Here is a 14,283-nt window from a genome sequence, read left to right as displayed (position 1 = left end):
AGTTAGAATTTAAATGTAGTAACTAAAGTTATCTTTAACAAGGAAGTGATGCGAATTAGAATAATCTAATATAGAAAAGGTAAGCTACAAAGAGCAAGTGGTGGATGCCTTGGCTAGTAGAGGCGATGAAAGACGTGCCAGGCTGCGATAAGTCTCGGGGAGCCGTCAAGGGGCTTTGATCCGGGAATTTCTGAATGGGGCAACCCAACTAATAGAGATATTAGTTACCGTATAACGGAGCGAACGAGGGGAATTGAAACATCTTAGTACCCTCAGGAAAAGAAATCAAAAGAGATTACGCTAGTAGCGGCGAGCGAACGCGTAAGAGGGCAAACCACTAGTTTACTAGTGGGGTTGTAGGACTGCAATATAGACTAAACTTAGCTAATAGAACGACCTGGAAAGGTTAGGCACAGAGGGTGATACCCCCGTATATGAAAGCTTTGTTTTACTTAGCAGTATCCTGAGTAGGGCGGAACACGTGATATTCTGTCTGAAGCTGGGTAGACCACTATCCAACCCTAAATACTACTACTAGACCGATAGTGCACAAGTACCGTGAGGGAAAGGTGAAAAGAACTGAGGTGATCAGAGTGAAATAGAACCTGAAACCATTTGCTTACAATCATTCAGAGCCCTATGATTTATCAGGGTGATGGACTGCCTTTTGCATAATGAGCCTGCGAGTTGTGATGTCTGGCAAGGTTAAGGAAACCCGGAGCCGTAGCGAAAGCGAGTCTTAATAGGGCGTTTAGTCAGACGTTGCAGACCCGAAACGATGTGATCTATCCATGAGCAGGTTGAAACCGGTGTAAGAGCCGGTGGAGGACCGAACCCGCTAGCGTTGAAAAGCTATGGGATGACTTGTGGATAGGGGTGAAAGGCCAATCAAACATCGTGATAGCTGGTTCTCTCCGAAATATATTTAGGTATAGCGTCATGTAGTAACACTAGGGGGTAGAGCACTGAATGGGCTAGGGCATACACCAATGTACCAAACCCTATCAAACTCCGAATACCTAGTGTGTAATCATGGCAGTCAGGCGGCGAGTGATAAAATCCGTCGTCGAGAGGGGAACAACCCAGACTAACAGCTAAGGTCCCTAAATCTCATTTAAGTGGAAAACGATGTGGAGTTACTTAAACAACCAGGAGGTTGGCTTAGAAGCAGCCATCCTTTAAAGAAAGCGTAATAGCTCACTGGTCTAGTGATTCTGCGCGGAAAATATAACGGGGCTAAAATGAGTACCGAAGCTTTAGACTTAGTTTTACTAAGTGGTAGGAGAGCGTTGTATTTGCGTTGAAGGTATACCGGTAAGGAGTGCTGGAGCGAATACAAGTGAGCATGCAGGCATGAGTAGCGATAATTGGGGTGAGAATCCCCAACGCCGTAAACCCAAGGTTTCCTACGCGATGCTCGTCATCGTAGGGTTAGCCGGGTCCTAAGCAAAGTCCGAAAGGGGTATGCGATGGAAAATTGGTTAATATTCCAATGCCAACTATAATGTGCGATGGAAGGACGCTTAGAGTTAGAGGAGCCAGCGGATGGTAGTGCTGGTCGAAAGGTGCAGGTTGGAGTTCAGGCAAATCCGAGCTCCTTTAAGCCGAGGCCTTACAGGTGCGTGAAGTTCTTCGGAATGAATCGTAAATCCTTGATACTGTCGAGCCAAGAAAAGTTTCTAAGTTTAGTTATGGTTGCCCGTACCGTAAACCGACACAGGTGGGTGGGATGAGTATTCTAAGGCGCGTGGAAGAACTCTCTTCAAGGAACTCTGCAAAATAGCACCGTATCTTCGGTATAAGGTGTGCCTAACTTTGTGAAGGATTTACTCCATAAGCATTGAAGGTTACAACAAAGAGTCCCTCCCGACTGTTTACCAAAAACACAGCACTCTGCTAACTCGTAAGAGGATGTATAGGGTGTGACGCCTGCCCGGTGCTCGAAGGTTAATTGATGACGTTAGCTCTGCGAAGCGTTTGATCGAAGCCCGAGTAAACGGCGGCCGTAACTATAACGGTCCTAAGGTAGCGAAATTCCTTGTCGATTAAATATCGACCTGCATGAATGGCGTAACGAGATGGGAGCTGTCTCGAAGAGGGATCCAGTGAAATTGTAGTGGAGGTGAAAATTCCTCCTACCCGCGGCAAGACGGAAAGACCCCGTGGACCTTTACTACAGCTTGACACTGCTATTGGGATAAAAATGTGCAGGATAGGCGGGAGGCTTTGATCCATAGACGCCAGTTTATGGTGAGCCATTGTTGAGATACCGCTCTTTTTTATTCTGATAGCTAACTAGCTTGAGTTATCCTCAAGTAGGACAATGTCTGGTGGGTAGTTTGACTGGGGCGGTCGCCTCCCAAAATGTAACGGAGGCTTACAAAGGTTGGCTCAGAACGGTTGGAAATCGTTCGTAGAGTATAAAGGCATAAGCCAGCTTAACTGCGAGACATACACGTCAAGCAGAGACGAAAGTCGGTCTTAGTGATCCGGTGGTTCTGTGTGGAAGGGCCATCGCTCAAAGGATAAAAGGTACCCCGGGGATAACAGGCTGATCTCCCCCAAGAGCTCACATCGACGGGGAGGTTTGGCACCTCGATGTCGGCTCATCGCATCCTGGGGCTGGAGCAGGTCCCAAGGGTATGGCTGTTCGCCATTTAAAGCGGTACGCGAGCTGGGTTCAGAACGTCGTGAGACAGTTCGGTCCCTATCTGCCGTGGGCGCAAGAAGATTGAGGAGAGTTGACCCTAGTACGAGAGGACCGGGTCGAACCAACCACTGGTGTACGAGTTGTCCTGCCAAGGGCACCGCTCGGTAGCTATGTTGGGATGTGATAACTGCTGAAAGCATCTAAGCAGGAAGCCAACTCCAAGATGAATTTTCTTTTAAGAGCTCATATAGACTATGTGTTTGATAGGCTGGGTGTGTAATGGATGAAAGTCCTTTAGCTGACCAGTACTAATAGCTCGTCTGCTTATCTTTTAATAAGCATCACTTCCTTGTTAAGGATAAAAACTTAATAAGATATGTTTTTATAAAACTTTGTTTATGACTTTTAACTTTATCTAGTAGTGTTAAATAAGAGATTTAGCTAATATATCTTTTATTTAACACTGCCCGTGACTATACAGACGAGGAAACGCCTTGCTCCATCTCGAACCAAGAAGCTAAGCTCGTCCTGGCTGATGATACTCTCCCTTACTGGGATGTTGGAAAAGTAGGTCGTTGCGGGCTTTGTTTTTATCTGCTTTAATTCTTATATTTTAATCCTAGTTTTTATTAGTGTTTATTTCTATTTAAGTATAAAACATTAAAACTTTTTATTTTTATATTATTGGTTTAGCTATCTTTTTAAAATTATTCTATTGTTTTATAAAAGTTTTTTATTTATTATTCTTTGTGGATTTTTATTGGTTTAATCTGTTTGGTTCTATGAAAATAGTCTTTTTAATGGAAAGTTGCAAGTCATGGGACAAGATGTGAAGATATAATAGCCTCAGTATCTGGGAGAATGTTAGCTTAAAGGGTTATGATCAAGAGATGCCTATACTTAAATTAATTGGCGCTTCAAGTGTTAAAGGTATAGAGCACTCCCCTCTAACTGACAGCTTAGCTGCCCCAAAGAAAAACGCACAGCTAGAGATTTCTGGCTTTGATGATCAGATCAAATCAAGCGTGTTAAAAAGACTTCAAATGTGGTGCAAATTTTCACTTAAAACGTTAGCATTTTAAGAGGTATGCAAGTAGCTTGCTTGTACTTATAAATATAAAGATGAAGCTAAACCTTTTAGCTACAACTTTTTTACCATTTTCTTCAGGTTTTTTGCATAATACGAAGCACGTCGATACCTAGTTTTTTTCCAAGTTCTTGAAGCTTAAGTAAAAATGAAATTTTCATCCTTAGCAATATCATAAGTTTCGGTGTTTTTGCTACAAGCAGTTATAGTAAGAGTGAAGTGTTGTGTCTTAATCTGCAAAAGCTATATTTGATATTTTTTGTGTCGAGGAGATTGATATAATTTTAAAGTATTGCAGACATTAGACAAAAATAGCCTAATCACAGTAAAATTTGAGCAATAATCTTAACCAAAAAGGTATTAATCGCAGAAATTTATTACTGACGCATCTGAGTGAGGTGCTACTGCAGGGTATGCACGTGCTAAGTGAGTTTGAGACGCTTTATGCGTGGATCGAAGCAAAGGGCTTTTATAATTGCTAACGGGCGCAGACGCGGTTATCTATATTCGCAAAATCAGTTACGGTAGAGCTGGAGCGATGGTAGGTGTGATGGCGGCACGGAAATCGTTTTTTACGGATGAGCCGAAAAATCGCGATAAAACGCTAAGGTATTGGTTTTACGGCAAAGATCGCGAGCTTGCCGCGGAGATTAAACAACGAATTTGTGTATTTGCGCGCAGTGACTCGGATGACTCGATGTGCGCGCTATAGCTGAATGATATAGGTGAGACTAAGATTGTGCATATTGGTTCGGGCTCAACGATGACCTGTGTTTTGGCACATAACGGTTTTGATTTTTGTGACTGATTGCAGTAGGATATGATGAAATTTGCCGGGATGATAATTTTAGTACTCCACCAAACAGCGAGGGTAGTGATTTTATCGTGCATTTAAACGTAGAATTTCAGCAGTGGATAAATAATATGTTTAAAACGCAAACAGCACTTGAGCTAGTCACGCCTGCGTATATGGACGATGAGAATTTAAACGATGAGTTTTTAATCTGACCAAACCGCATTGCGGAGTAAATCTTGATAGGTTAAGCGGATTTTCTCTTATCATCTTTAATAAATCAGGCGATATTGAAAAACATAAAAATAGGCCTTTGAGTTTTAGCAAGATAATAAAACTATTTAACTAAATTTATAAGTGTAAAATTCGCTGTATGTAAATTTAGTTAGCTCTATCTAGCCTACCTTTATAAAATTCTCTTGGTTTTTAAAGAACGGTTTTAGTGCTTCATAAGCTGCTTGGATCTTTTTAAATTTAGCGTTATACTCGTTTTTGATGCTTTCGCTCTTGCTTGAGTGCCTGTCTGGGTGGTAAATTTTAGCAAGGGCTAGGTAGCTGTCTCTTACGGTTTCGAAGCTATCGCTATTTGAGCAGCCTAAAATTTCAAAATTTTCTTCTAGTAAATTTGCCAAAGCGCTAAAGCGACTTTTAAATTTGGCCGAGTTTTGAACATTGTAGTTTCTTTTGAACTCTTTAAATTTGACTTCATTGTAGTTAAAATTTACTATAAATTTTAGATGTTCGCGTCTTGAAATAATCTCTTCTATCAAGCCAAAGTCGCTATCTTTTTTTATTTTTAGGCTAAATTTATGATTTTTCTCGTCAAATTTAGATTCATTGCCTTTGAAATTTTGCAAAATGTAGCTAGCAAAAGCTCTTGGAGTGTTATTTAGCGTAAATATCATCTCGTCGTTAAGAAAGTCGATGTCGATGTTGTAGATGTTTGTTAGGGCGTTTCTTTGTACTAAAGATAGTTTTATGGTTTTGTATTTTGCAAAGGTCACATCAAGCTCGTTGCCCTGTTTTTCGTAGAGTTTTTTTATAAATTTTAAGAAGCATTTTCGTTGCGGGATCTCGCTCTCTTCGTAAAAAGAGATGATCTTGTCTTTGTTTGCTAGGGTTTTTGTGAAATTTTTACTTATCAGTGCGCGAAGCTCGCAAAAAAGAGCGTCGCTATCTGTTAAAATACTTAAAGATTCTAAAGTTTGGGTTATATTCATGGGTTTCTCCATTCAAAATATCCCTATTTAAAGCAACTAGCGTTCCAAAGTTAAATTTTCCTGATATTGCTATCTTTTGTATATGCCAAAAACTCATCTCTTAGCTTTTGTTCTTTGTGTAAGATAGCCTCCTCTTTTGTGTGAGAAGCGGCTTCTTTTTGGGGCTTTTTGGCTACACCTTGCTCTTTGGTAAGCTCTTTTTTGATCTCTTTTAGACTATCGAAAAAATCGTTCATTTTTGCTCCTTTTGCTTAAAGGATTTTACTAAAAAGGTTATAAATTTAAAATGAATACAATCTCTTTTTAAGGAAAGTTTGGTTAATATCACAACTTAATTTTTCATGTGCGCTCGTAGCTCAGCTGGATAGAGCATTTGATTGCGGTTCAAAAGGTCAGAGATTCGAATTCTCTCGGGCGCACCATCCTTTTCTCCCCAAATTTTATTTTCAGACCACTTTTTAGATTAGTTAAATTTATAAAAAACTCTATTTAGATATAGCCCTTCAGCAGGTGCTGGTATGCGAGTTAAAGCAGGACGCCCATTTAGTGAAGATTTAATGAGTTCGCTGCCGTCTTTTTGCTTTAGCGCCTTTAGTAAATTTGCAACCATGAGGCGCACTTGACCGCGTAAAAAGCCATTTGCTTTAAAAACAATGATAGTTTGCTCTTTGTGTGTGTAGCAAAATGCTTTGTAAATTTCTCGCATCGGGCTTTTTGTGTCGCTTCCAGTTTTCATATATGCGCTAAAATCATGCTCGCCGATAAAATTACGCAAAATTTCATTTGCTTTTTTGATATCAAATTTAGGCAAAAATACCTTGTAGTTTGAGCTAAAAACATCAAATTTGCTGTGATCTATCACATATCTATAAGACCTTGCGACTGCGTCAAATCTTGCTTGAAAGCTGTCATCCACCAAATTTATGCGTTTTATATGAATGCTTGGATGTGCGTGGCGGTTTATAAGATCTTTTAGGCGATTTAAATCTTTAAAGTGATCGCCGCAAACGACGCTTGAGCTTTGGTTATTTGCATGCACGCTTTTGTCGGTGCGCGAGCTAGAGATCACTCTTTCAAAAATGCCAACATGAGCTAGGGCGCGCTCTAGCTCATCCTCTACGCCGTTTTCATGCGGCTGGGTCTGCGAGCCTTGAAATTTAGAGCCATCGTAGCTGTAGATTAGCTGAATTTTCATCAGTATCTTCGTGTGATCTTAGCTTTATAAAGCAAGACGCCAGCTAGTAAAAATACGAAAAATATGAGTGGTATCGCAAGCGCTGGCTTTGATGAAAAGAGCATTATGAGCGTAAAATAGCCAAACAAAACGCCAAAAGTGCCAACATAGACCATGCCTTTTTCATATCTATATGTGACGATGCCAAGGCTGATCGCAAAGAGCGTGCTAGCAAGCGGGAAGAGAGCTACTAGGACGTAAGTGCTAAGGTCTTTTCTACGTTTATCGCTGCTAGCTGCCTCCATCCAGTACTCTTTGATGCTGCCAACGTCGCTTATTTCATCGCTTTGGGCGGTTCTTATCTTCATTGATTTGAAGTTGCTTTGATGATAAATTTCATCTCTGATGTCATACATTTTGCCCTCGTTTAAAGAGAGCTCTACGCTTTGACCCACGTTTATGATCTTTGCGTTTTTAGCAGTTATTAGGCGCTGTGAGTCTTTGACAAAGGGGTTAAACATCACGATATCTTTGTAGGTCGTGCCATTTTTGTCTTCACTTTCGCTGCCCACATAGACCATCCAGTCGGAGAATTTTTGTCCAAACTGGGTTGGCTTTAAATTTAGCTTAGCAACTGTCTTTTTATAGTCGATGAAATTTGCATTTAGCTGGGCGGCTATTGGTATCATGACGATGGCAACTACCAGCAAGGCAGTGCTTAAAAGGGCTGAAAATGCGAGGAAAAATCTTGCTATTTTATTTGGCGAGCCACCAAGTGTAAAGATGACGATACTTTCATTTTCTTTTGATAGCCTAAAAAGTGTCATCGCAAGTGAGACGAAAAACGCGATAGGCACGACAAAGAGTAGCACGCGTGGGAGCATAAATGAGTAGAGTTTAAAGAGCTCGCCAAAGCTGATCTCGATGTATGAGGTGATACGTGCGATCTGGATGAAAAAGACGATCGACATGATCAAAAAAAGCGTACTAAATAGCGATGCAAACGTGCCTAAAAAGTTAAACAAAAGATATTTATTTACTCTACTCATAAATGAACCTTAAAATTTCTAAAATTTGCCCGTCAAAAGCGTAGGTGACAAGCAGCCCCAGGCTTAAAAATGGCACAAAGGCTAGCTCGTAGCCCTTTTTGCGAACGAGCGCATAGACTGGAAGCGTAAGAAGTGCGGCCAGATAGATCGCCACAAGGGCTAGCTTGGCTGGTAAAACAGCTCCGATGATCGCTGCGATAAAGATATCGGCACTTCCCATCGCCTCGTGCTTCATCGCAAAGCTCACGACAAATCTAAGCGCCCAAAATATAAATCCAAAGAGGATCAAATTTAAAATTTGAGCAAAATTTCCTTTAAAGATAAAAAGCAGCAAGGCATAGCCAAATGCAAAAAATAGCGCTGCAAAAAGAAGCGCATCTGGCACGGCTTTATATCTTATATCTATGACGCTAAGGGCTAGTAGCATGATAAAGCAAAGTCCTAAAAATAGCGCATAAAGCAAGGTTTCTATGCTTAAAGCTTCGCCGCACTCTTTAAAAAAGCAGATCAAAAAAAGTAGGCCAGAGACTAGCTCAATCAGCGGATAGACAAGGCTTATCTTTTGCTTGCAAAATGCGCATTTTCCACCTAAAAATAGCCATGACAAAAGTGGAACGTTGTGATAAAAATTTAGCTTGTGGGAGCATTTTGGGCAGTGTGAGGCTGGGAAATTTATACTTTCACTTCGTGGCAAGCGATATATCAGCACATTTGAAAATGACCCTACGCAGATGCCAAAAACAAAAGCAAAAACGGCAAAAAAGATGACCAAAATATCCATTATCTCACTAAACTCCGCCAAATCTTCGCTCTATATCTTTAAATTTAGCAACGATCCCCGCAAGCTCATCCTTGCCAAAGTCAGGCCAAAGTGTCGGCGTAAAAAATAGCTCCGCGTAGCTTGCCTGCCAGAGCATGAAATTTGAAAGCCTGCTCTCGCCCCCAGTTCTAATGAGAAGATCCACTGGCTCACTCTCATCAAGTGCCGCATTTAAGCTCGTTTCATTTATCTCGCAACCTTTTAAATTTAGCTTTTTTATGGCTCTTATGATCTCATCTTTTGAGCCGTAGTTTATCGCTAAATTTAAAAGCAAATTTGTATTTTCCCTTGTTGCATTTTTGGTGATCTCTATCTCATTTTTTAGCTCATCGCTAAATGGCGAGATGTCGCCGATCGTGTTAAATTTGATCCCATTTTTTATAAAATCATCACGCTTTAAAAGAAGAAATTTTTTAAGCAAATTCATCAAAAAATCAACCTCTTTTTGCGGTCTTTTCCAGTTTTCGGTGCTAAATGCGTAAAGGCTTAAAATTTTTACCCCATTATCAATGCAAAATTCGCACATATCGCTCACCACATTTGCTCCAGCCTCGTGCCCATTTGTCCGCAAAAATCCACGCTTTTTCGCCCAGCGTCCGTTGCCGTCCATGATGATAGCGAGGTGATTAAGTTTGTTCAATATCTAGCCTTTAAAGTCAATTATCTGCTCTTTTTTACTCCAAAGAGCGCTTACGTTTTGCACCAAAACTGGCGTGTCAAATTCGCTTTTTAGCAAGCTTGCGACATTGCTAAATGGAGTTGCGATCTCATATAAATTTTCATCTTTAAATTTAAAAATAAGCGGCGCAAAATTTGAAAATACCAGAAAAACTCTCATCTCATTTGCCTCTTTTTTAAGCTGAAAAATGCCGTTTGTACCGCTATATGCAAAGGGTATATGCACGACGTTTTCTTGCAGTGCAAAGAGCATTTTTGCTAGCACTCTTATCTCATCTTTTGTTTTAACTTCGCTTAAGTTTTTAAATAAATAGCTGTAAAGCCACGATAAATTTTCGTTTTTTACTAAATTTTCTATCAAATTTAGCCCGTCAGCCAAAACGTCCTCATCTAAAATTTTTGGTTTTTCGTATAAATTTTTTATGACGATGTTTTCGCCCTTACTATGCACCTCGCCCCAGTATCTTGAGCCCACGTTTAGCTCTTTTGCGCTTTTTGTGTTTAAATTTCTATTTGCAAAATTTAAGATGTATCTGTTAAAGCCGACTTTTTGGCTCACCAAAATGCTAAGTGGCAAGGACGAATTTATCGCTACTAGCGGGGCTTGGCCGTTATTTGCTATCTTTTGGACGCGCGAGATCTGCTCTATCATAAATTTGCTGCTAGCTCCACGATACGCCCTGCGATCTCGTCTTTTGAGGCAAGCGGCAGCAGGGTTTCGCCGTCCCTTGTAATGAAATTTACCTCGTTTTGCTCGCTTGCAAAGCCATTTTTCTCGCCCAAGATATTTAGACAAACTGCGTCAAGCGCTTTTTTCTCTAGCATTGATCTAGCACTTTTAAGAGCGCTTTCGCTTGAAATTTCAAGCTTAAAGCCGATTTTTTTACACTTAAACTCTTTTAAGCTTTGCAAAATATCGACATTTCTCTTTAGGCTTAAATTTAAGCTCTCTCCAACATCCTCTTTTTTTATCTTACCATCAATTTTTGTTGGTACGAAATCACTAACCGCAGCGCACATTACAAGTAAATTTGCCCCCTCGCACTCACTCTTGCAAAGCTCTAAAAGCTCGCTACTTGAGCTAAATTTAAAGCTATCAAATGGCTCGTTTGCGGTTTCAAAGCTAGCAAGCAGTTTTACCTCCGCACCTGCATAGTAAAAGGCTCTAGCCAAGGCTCTTGCCATCTTGCCGCTTGAGAAATTTGTAATGGCTCTTACATCATCTATCTTTTCAGTAGTTGCGCCACCAGTTATCACTACTTTTTTGCCTGCGAAAATGGGCTTGCTAAGCCTTTTAATGGCAGCTTCTACTATCACTTCAGGACTTGCAAGACCGCCCTTACCAACGTCGCCACAAGCTAGAGTTTTAAGTACTGGCTCAACCACTAAAACGCCGTTTTTCTTTAAAATTTCAAGTGAATTTTGCGTTGCAAAATGCTCGATCATATTGTTATTTGCAGCTGGGGCAACGACCAAAGGCACGTGCGAGGCGGCGATTAGCGTTTGCATAAAGACATTGTCGCAGATACCAGCTGTTAGCTTATTTATCGTATTTACCGAGGCAGGTGCTATGAGGACTAGATCCATTTTGGAGTAGGCTATGTGATTTACGCCGTCTTGCCAGTTTTGCGTTTGTGAGCTTAAAATTTTATGCTCGCTTAGCGCCTCAAAGCCGCTTATACTGCAAAATTCAAGCGCTCCGTCACTTAAAGCCACATAAACATCAGCACCTTTCTTTTTAAGCAGCGATAAAATTTCAAATGCCTTGTAAAAGGCGATACTGCCGCAAACGGCAAGTAAAATTTTCTTATTTTTTAACATCGTCTTTGCCAAAGAATTTCTCAAAAAAGCCGCTTTTATTCTCTTGACGACCTCTGCTGATAGCTAGGGCGCCGCTCTCAACGTCTTTTGTGATGGTGCTGCCAGCTGCAATGATGACGTTATCAGCGATATTTACAGGGGCGACTAGCTGCGTATCTGAGCCAACAAAGACGTTTTTGCCGATTTTGGTTTTGTATTTTGCCTTGCCGTCGTAGTTGCATGTGATCGTGCCACAACCGATGTTTGTGCCACTTTCTATCTCGCAGTCGCCAAGATAGCTTAAGTGTCCAGCTTTTACGCCGCTAAGAACGCCTTTTTTAACCTCGACGAAATTTCCTATGTGCGTGTCAGAAATTTCAGAATTTGGCCTTATGTGAGCTAGTGGGCCGATGTCTGAGTTTTTGATGACGCTGCTTTCTATCACTGATGAGCTTTTGATGATGCTCTCAGTGATGACGCACTCGCCAAGGATGCTTACGTTTTCTTCTAGCACGCACTCGCCTTCAAATTTAGCCCTGCTGTCTATGAAAATGCTCTCAGGCATGCGCATCAAAACGCCAGCTTTCATCAAATTTTGCTTGATCTCATCTTGCATGATTTTTTCTGCAATGCTTAGCTGAAATTTATCATTTATGCCCATGAAATTTTGCTCATTAACATTTACTGCAACGCACTTTAAACCCTTTTCATTTGCTATTTTTATGGCGTCAGTTAGATAGTACTCTTTTTGTGCGTTTTGGTTGTTTATGAGCGGTAAAATTTGCTCTAACGCCTCGCGTTTAAAGCAGTAGCAGCCAGCATTTACGCTTTTTATGGCAAGCTGCGCTTCGCTCGCATCTTTTTGCTCGACGATGGCCTCAACTTTGCCGTTTTTTATGATGACTCTGCCGTAGCCAAAAGGATTTGCCGCTTCAAATGAGCTCATAACTACGTCTGCTTCGGCATTTGCTAGGCGCATAAGATCAGTTGATCTAACAAGTGGCATGTCGCCGCAAGTTACCAGCACCTTTTCGCCACTTAAATTTACGCCTTTTATCGCACCAGCTGTGCCTGGGAAATTTGCTAGATCTTGCTCAAAAATTTTAGTTTGAGGAAAAATTTCTTTTATCTTTTTGCTAATTAACTCTTTTTCGTAGTGAAGCACGACGCTAACGTCATTTGTGATCGCATAAGCTTGCTTTAAGATGTGAATGATCATCGGCTCGCCGCATAGCTCAAATAGGACTTTTGGGCGTTTTGATTTCATCCTGGTGCCAAGACCAGCAGCTAGGATTATGATTGAAGTATTATTGTTCATTTTTAAGCCTTTTAACGTTAAAAATTTCGCAGATTGTAGCAAAAAATGGCAAACATTTTTTTTAATTTAACGATTGTTTCAACAAAAAGCTAATAAAATAGCAATTCTTAAGAATTTATAAATAAAGCGAGTTTAAATGGATTTAGGAACCGTCGTCGGCTGGGTTTTGACCCTAGTGCTTTTGTTTGGATCAATGGCGATAGGCGTTGGTATAGGACCATACATCGATATCCCTTCTGTGATGATCGTTTTTGGTGGTACTATCGGCGTTATGATGGTTGGCTTCAAGATGGAGACGCTTAAGGGTATCGGTAAATTTTATGGTGTCGCAGTTAAGCCATCAGTTGTTGTAAATTTACCTGAGACTATAAAAAAAGTAGTTGATTACTCAACCAAAGCTAGGCGAGATGGCATTTTGGCACTTGAGAGCGAAGTAAATAATGAGACAAATCAGTTTTTAAAAAAAGGGCTTTCAATGGCAGTTGATGGCAATGAGCCAGATGCGATCAGAGCGCTTTTGGAGATCGATATAGATCAAACTAGCACAAGACATGCAAATAACATCAAAATTTTCGAGCAAGTAGGCGGTTTTGCAGGTGCGATGGGTATGATCGGAACGCTCATTGGCCTTGTTGCGATGCTTCTAAATATGTCAGATCCTAGTGCGATCGGTCCATCTATGGCGGTTGCCTTGCTTACGACACTTTATGGTGCGATGATAGGTAACATCATCGGCTCGCCTGTTGCAAACATTCTCTCGATCCGCGATGCTGATGAGGCACTTGAGAAGCAAGTCATTTTAGAGGGGATCATGGCGATACAAGCAGGGGACAACCCAAGAACGCTTGAGGCTAAGCTCTTAGCATTTTTACCTCCAAAAGATAGAAAAAGTCAGTTTGAATAATGGGTAAGTTAATAAAACCAGAAGAGTGCCCAAAGTGCATGCCTGAGTGGTTGGCTGCCTTTGGCGACCTTATGTCACTCCTACTTTGCTTCTTTGTTTTGCTCCTTTCTATGGCGACGATGGATGCCAAAAAGATGGAGGCTGCTGTTGGCTCGCTAGCTGGTGCGCTAAGCGTGCTAGAGGGTGGCGCAAGACCAGATAGTCAGGTAGAAAAAGAGACAGATCCTGAAAGCAGACGCACTCCAAAGCCAAAAGCTCAAAAAGGTGCTCAAAATGAGGTTACCTCGACTGTTAAAAAGATAAATGAGCTACTAACGGCTAGTGGGGCACCTGAGATCACGATGGAGGAGAGCGAGGATGGCTTTATCGTTAGGCTTCCAGCTGCGATGCTCTTTGACAAAGATAGCGCTGAAATTTCTGGCGAGGATGCGAAGCTCTTTTTAAAGCGAATAGGCATGATCATAGCCAAAATGCCAAATGAGGTAAAAACAGATATCATCGGATACACTGATAATACAAATCCAAGTAAAGACTCTATATATAAAAATAACTGGCAGCTCTCTACTGCAAGGGCGCTAAGCGTGCTTGAAGAGCTAGTTAGTGATGGCGTACCACAAGAGAGGCTTATCACTTCTGGCAGAGCCTCTTTTGATCCGATCGCTAGCAACAGCACAGACGAGGGCAGAGCTAAAAACAATAGGGTGGAAATTCACTTCGTTTCGCTCGAGCCAAAAAATAAAGAGGCTACTAAGAAAAGTATCCTTGATACGAGGAATTAGTCGTGAAAGCA

At 41.1% G+C, this 14,283-nt stretch carries 13 protein-coding genes, 1 tRNA gene and 2 rRNA genes; 7 read left to right on the top strand and 9 right to left on the bottom strand.

Annotation, left to right across the window (positions count from 1 at the left end; genetic code table 11):
- Nucleotides 1-77 precede the first annotated feature (77 nt).
- The 4 genes from F3G91_RS01685 (at nt 78) to F3G91_RS10565 (ending at nt 4,745) form a co-directional block, all read left to right on the top strand.
- A 23S ribosomal RNA gene (locus F3G91_RS01685) occupies nt 78-2,982 on the top strand.
- Between the two features lie 133 nt (nt 2,983-3,115).
- Nucleotides 3,116-3,234 (top strand): 5S ribosomal RNA (rrf, locus tag F3G91_RS01680).
- A 306-nt stretch (nt 3,235-3,540) separates the two neighbouring features.
- Nucleotides 3,541-3,732 (top strand): hypothetical protein, encoded by a 192-nt coding sequence (locus tag F3G91_RS01675; RefSeq protein WP_149700499.1) that lies wholly within the window; start codon nt 3,541-3,543, stop codon nt 3,730-3,732.
- An 890-nt stretch (nt 3,733-4,622) separates the two neighbouring features.
- Complete coding sequence (locus F3G91_RS10565) at nt 4,623-4,745, top strand: hypothetical protein (RefSeq protein ID WP_262974798.1); 123 nt, start codon at nt 4,623-4,625, stop codon at nt 4,743-4,745.
- Nucleotides 4,746-4,925: 180 nt separating this feature from the next.
- Here the strand turns inward: F3G91_RS10565 and F3G91_RS01660 are convergent, their stop codons facing one another.
- Both F3G91_RS01660 and F3G91_RS01655 read right to left on the bottom strand, forming a co-directional pair.
- Nucleotides 4,926-5,750 (bottom strand): adenylosuccinate lyase, encoded by an 825-nt coding sequence (locus F3G91_RS01660; RefSeq protein WP_149700498.1) that lies wholly within the window; start codon nt 5,748-5,750, stop codon nt 4,926-4,928.
- Between the two features lie 50 nt (nt 5,751-5,800).
- Nucleotides 5,801-5,986: a hypothetical protein gene (locus F3G91_RS01655; RefSeq protein WP_021089322.1), complete on the bottom strand. Its 186-nt coding sequence runs from the start codon at nt 5,984-5,986 to the stop codon at nt 5,801-5,803.
- Nucleotides 5,987-6,095: 109 nt separating this feature from the next.
- On the opposite strand from F3G91_RS01655, the gene F3G91_RS01650 reads away from it, so the two are divergent.
- Nucleotides 6,096-6,172, top strand: a tRNA-Arg gene (locus tag F3G91_RS01650).
- Nucleotides 6,173-6,213: 41 nt separating this feature from the next.
- Here F3G91_RS01650 and truA read toward each other — a convergent pair.
- The 7 genes from truA to glmU are packed head-to-tail and all read right to left on the bottom strand — an operon-like array spanning nt 6,214 to nt 12,589.
- The gene (truA, locus tag F3G91_RS01645) at nt 6,214-6,945 is read right to left on the bottom strand and encodes a tRNA pseudouridine(38-40) synthase TruA (protein ID WP_149700497.1); all 732 of its coding nucleotides are present in this window, start codon (nt 6,943-6,945) and stop codon (nt 6,214-6,216) included.
- Complete coding sequence (locus tag F3G91_RS01640) at nt 6,945-7,973, bottom strand: LptF/LptG family permease (protein WP_149700496.1); 1,029 nt, start codon at nt 7,971-7,973, stop codon at nt 6,945-6,947. The genes truA and F3G91_RS01640 overlap by 1 nt, the downstream gene beginning before the upstream one ends.
- A complete protein-coding gene (locus tag F3G91_RS01635) occupies nt 7,966-8,754 on the bottom strand; it encodes a prepilin peptidase (protein ID WP_149700980.1) in 789 nt (262 codons plus the stop codon). The genes F3G91_RS01640 and F3G91_RS01635 overlap by 8 nt, the downstream gene beginning before the upstream one ends.
- Nucleotides 8,755-8,761: 7 nt before the next feature.
- Nucleotides 8,762-9,433: a polyprenyl diphosphate synthase gene (gene uppS / locus F3G91_RS01630; RefSeq protein ID WP_149700495.1), complete on the bottom strand. Its 672-nt coding sequence runs from the start codon at nt 9,431-9,433 to the stop codon at nt 8,762-8,764.
- Nucleotides 9,434-9,436: 3 nt separating this feature from the next.
- Nucleotides 9,437-10,123: a hypothetical protein gene (locus tag F3G91_RS01625; protein ID WP_149700494.1), complete on the bottom strand. Its 687-nt coding sequence runs from the start codon at nt 10,121-10,123 to the stop codon at nt 9,437-9,439.
- Entirely contained in the window at nt 10,120-11,292 is a 1,173-nt protein-coding gene (gene coaBC / locus F3G91_RS01620) for a bifunctional phosphopantothenoylcysteine decarboxylase/phosphopantothenate--cysteine ligase CoaBC (RefSeq protein WP_149700979.1), read from the bottom strand. Before coaBC ends, F3G91_RS01625 begins: the two co-directional genes overlap by 4 nt.
- A complete protein-coding gene (glmU, locus tag F3G91_RS01615; protein WP_149700493.1) occupies nt 11,279-12,589 on the bottom strand; it encodes a bifunctional UDP-N-acetylglucosamine diphosphorylase/glucosamine-1-phosphate N-acetyltransferase GlmU in 1,311 nt (436 codons plus the stop codon). The genes coaBC and glmU overlap by 14 nt, the downstream gene beginning before the upstream one ends.
- Nucleotides 12,590-12,725: 136 nt before the next feature.
- On the opposite strand from glmU, the gene F3G91_RS01610 reads away from it, so the two are divergent.
- Together F3G91_RS01610 and F3G91_RS01605 are read left to right on the top strand one after the other, a co-directional pair.
- The gene (locus F3G91_RS01610; RefSeq protein ID WP_021086711.1) at nt 12,726-13,493 is read left to right on the top strand and encodes a motility protein A; all 768 of its coding nucleotides are present in this window, start codon (nt 12,726-12,728) and stop codon (nt 13,491-13,493) included.
- Nucleotides 13,493-14,272: a flagellar motor protein MotB gene (locus F3G91_RS01605; protein ID WP_004318176.1), complete on the top strand. Its 780-nt coding sequence runs from the start codon at nt 13,493-13,495 to the stop codon at nt 14,270-14,272. Before F3G91_RS01610 ends, F3G91_RS01605 begins: the two co-directional genes overlap by 1 nt.
- Nucleotides 14,273-14,283 lie beyond the last annotated feature (11 nt).

Source organism: Campylobacter concisus, from assembly GCF_902460715.1.
Classification (GTDB): Bacteria; Campylobacterota; Campylobacteria; order Campylobacterales; family Campylobacteraceae; genus Campylobacter_A; species Campylobacter_A concisus_AK.
The sequence above is the reverse complement of the archived record's forward strand: the minus strand, read 5'-3'. Positions and strand labels throughout refer to the sequence as shown.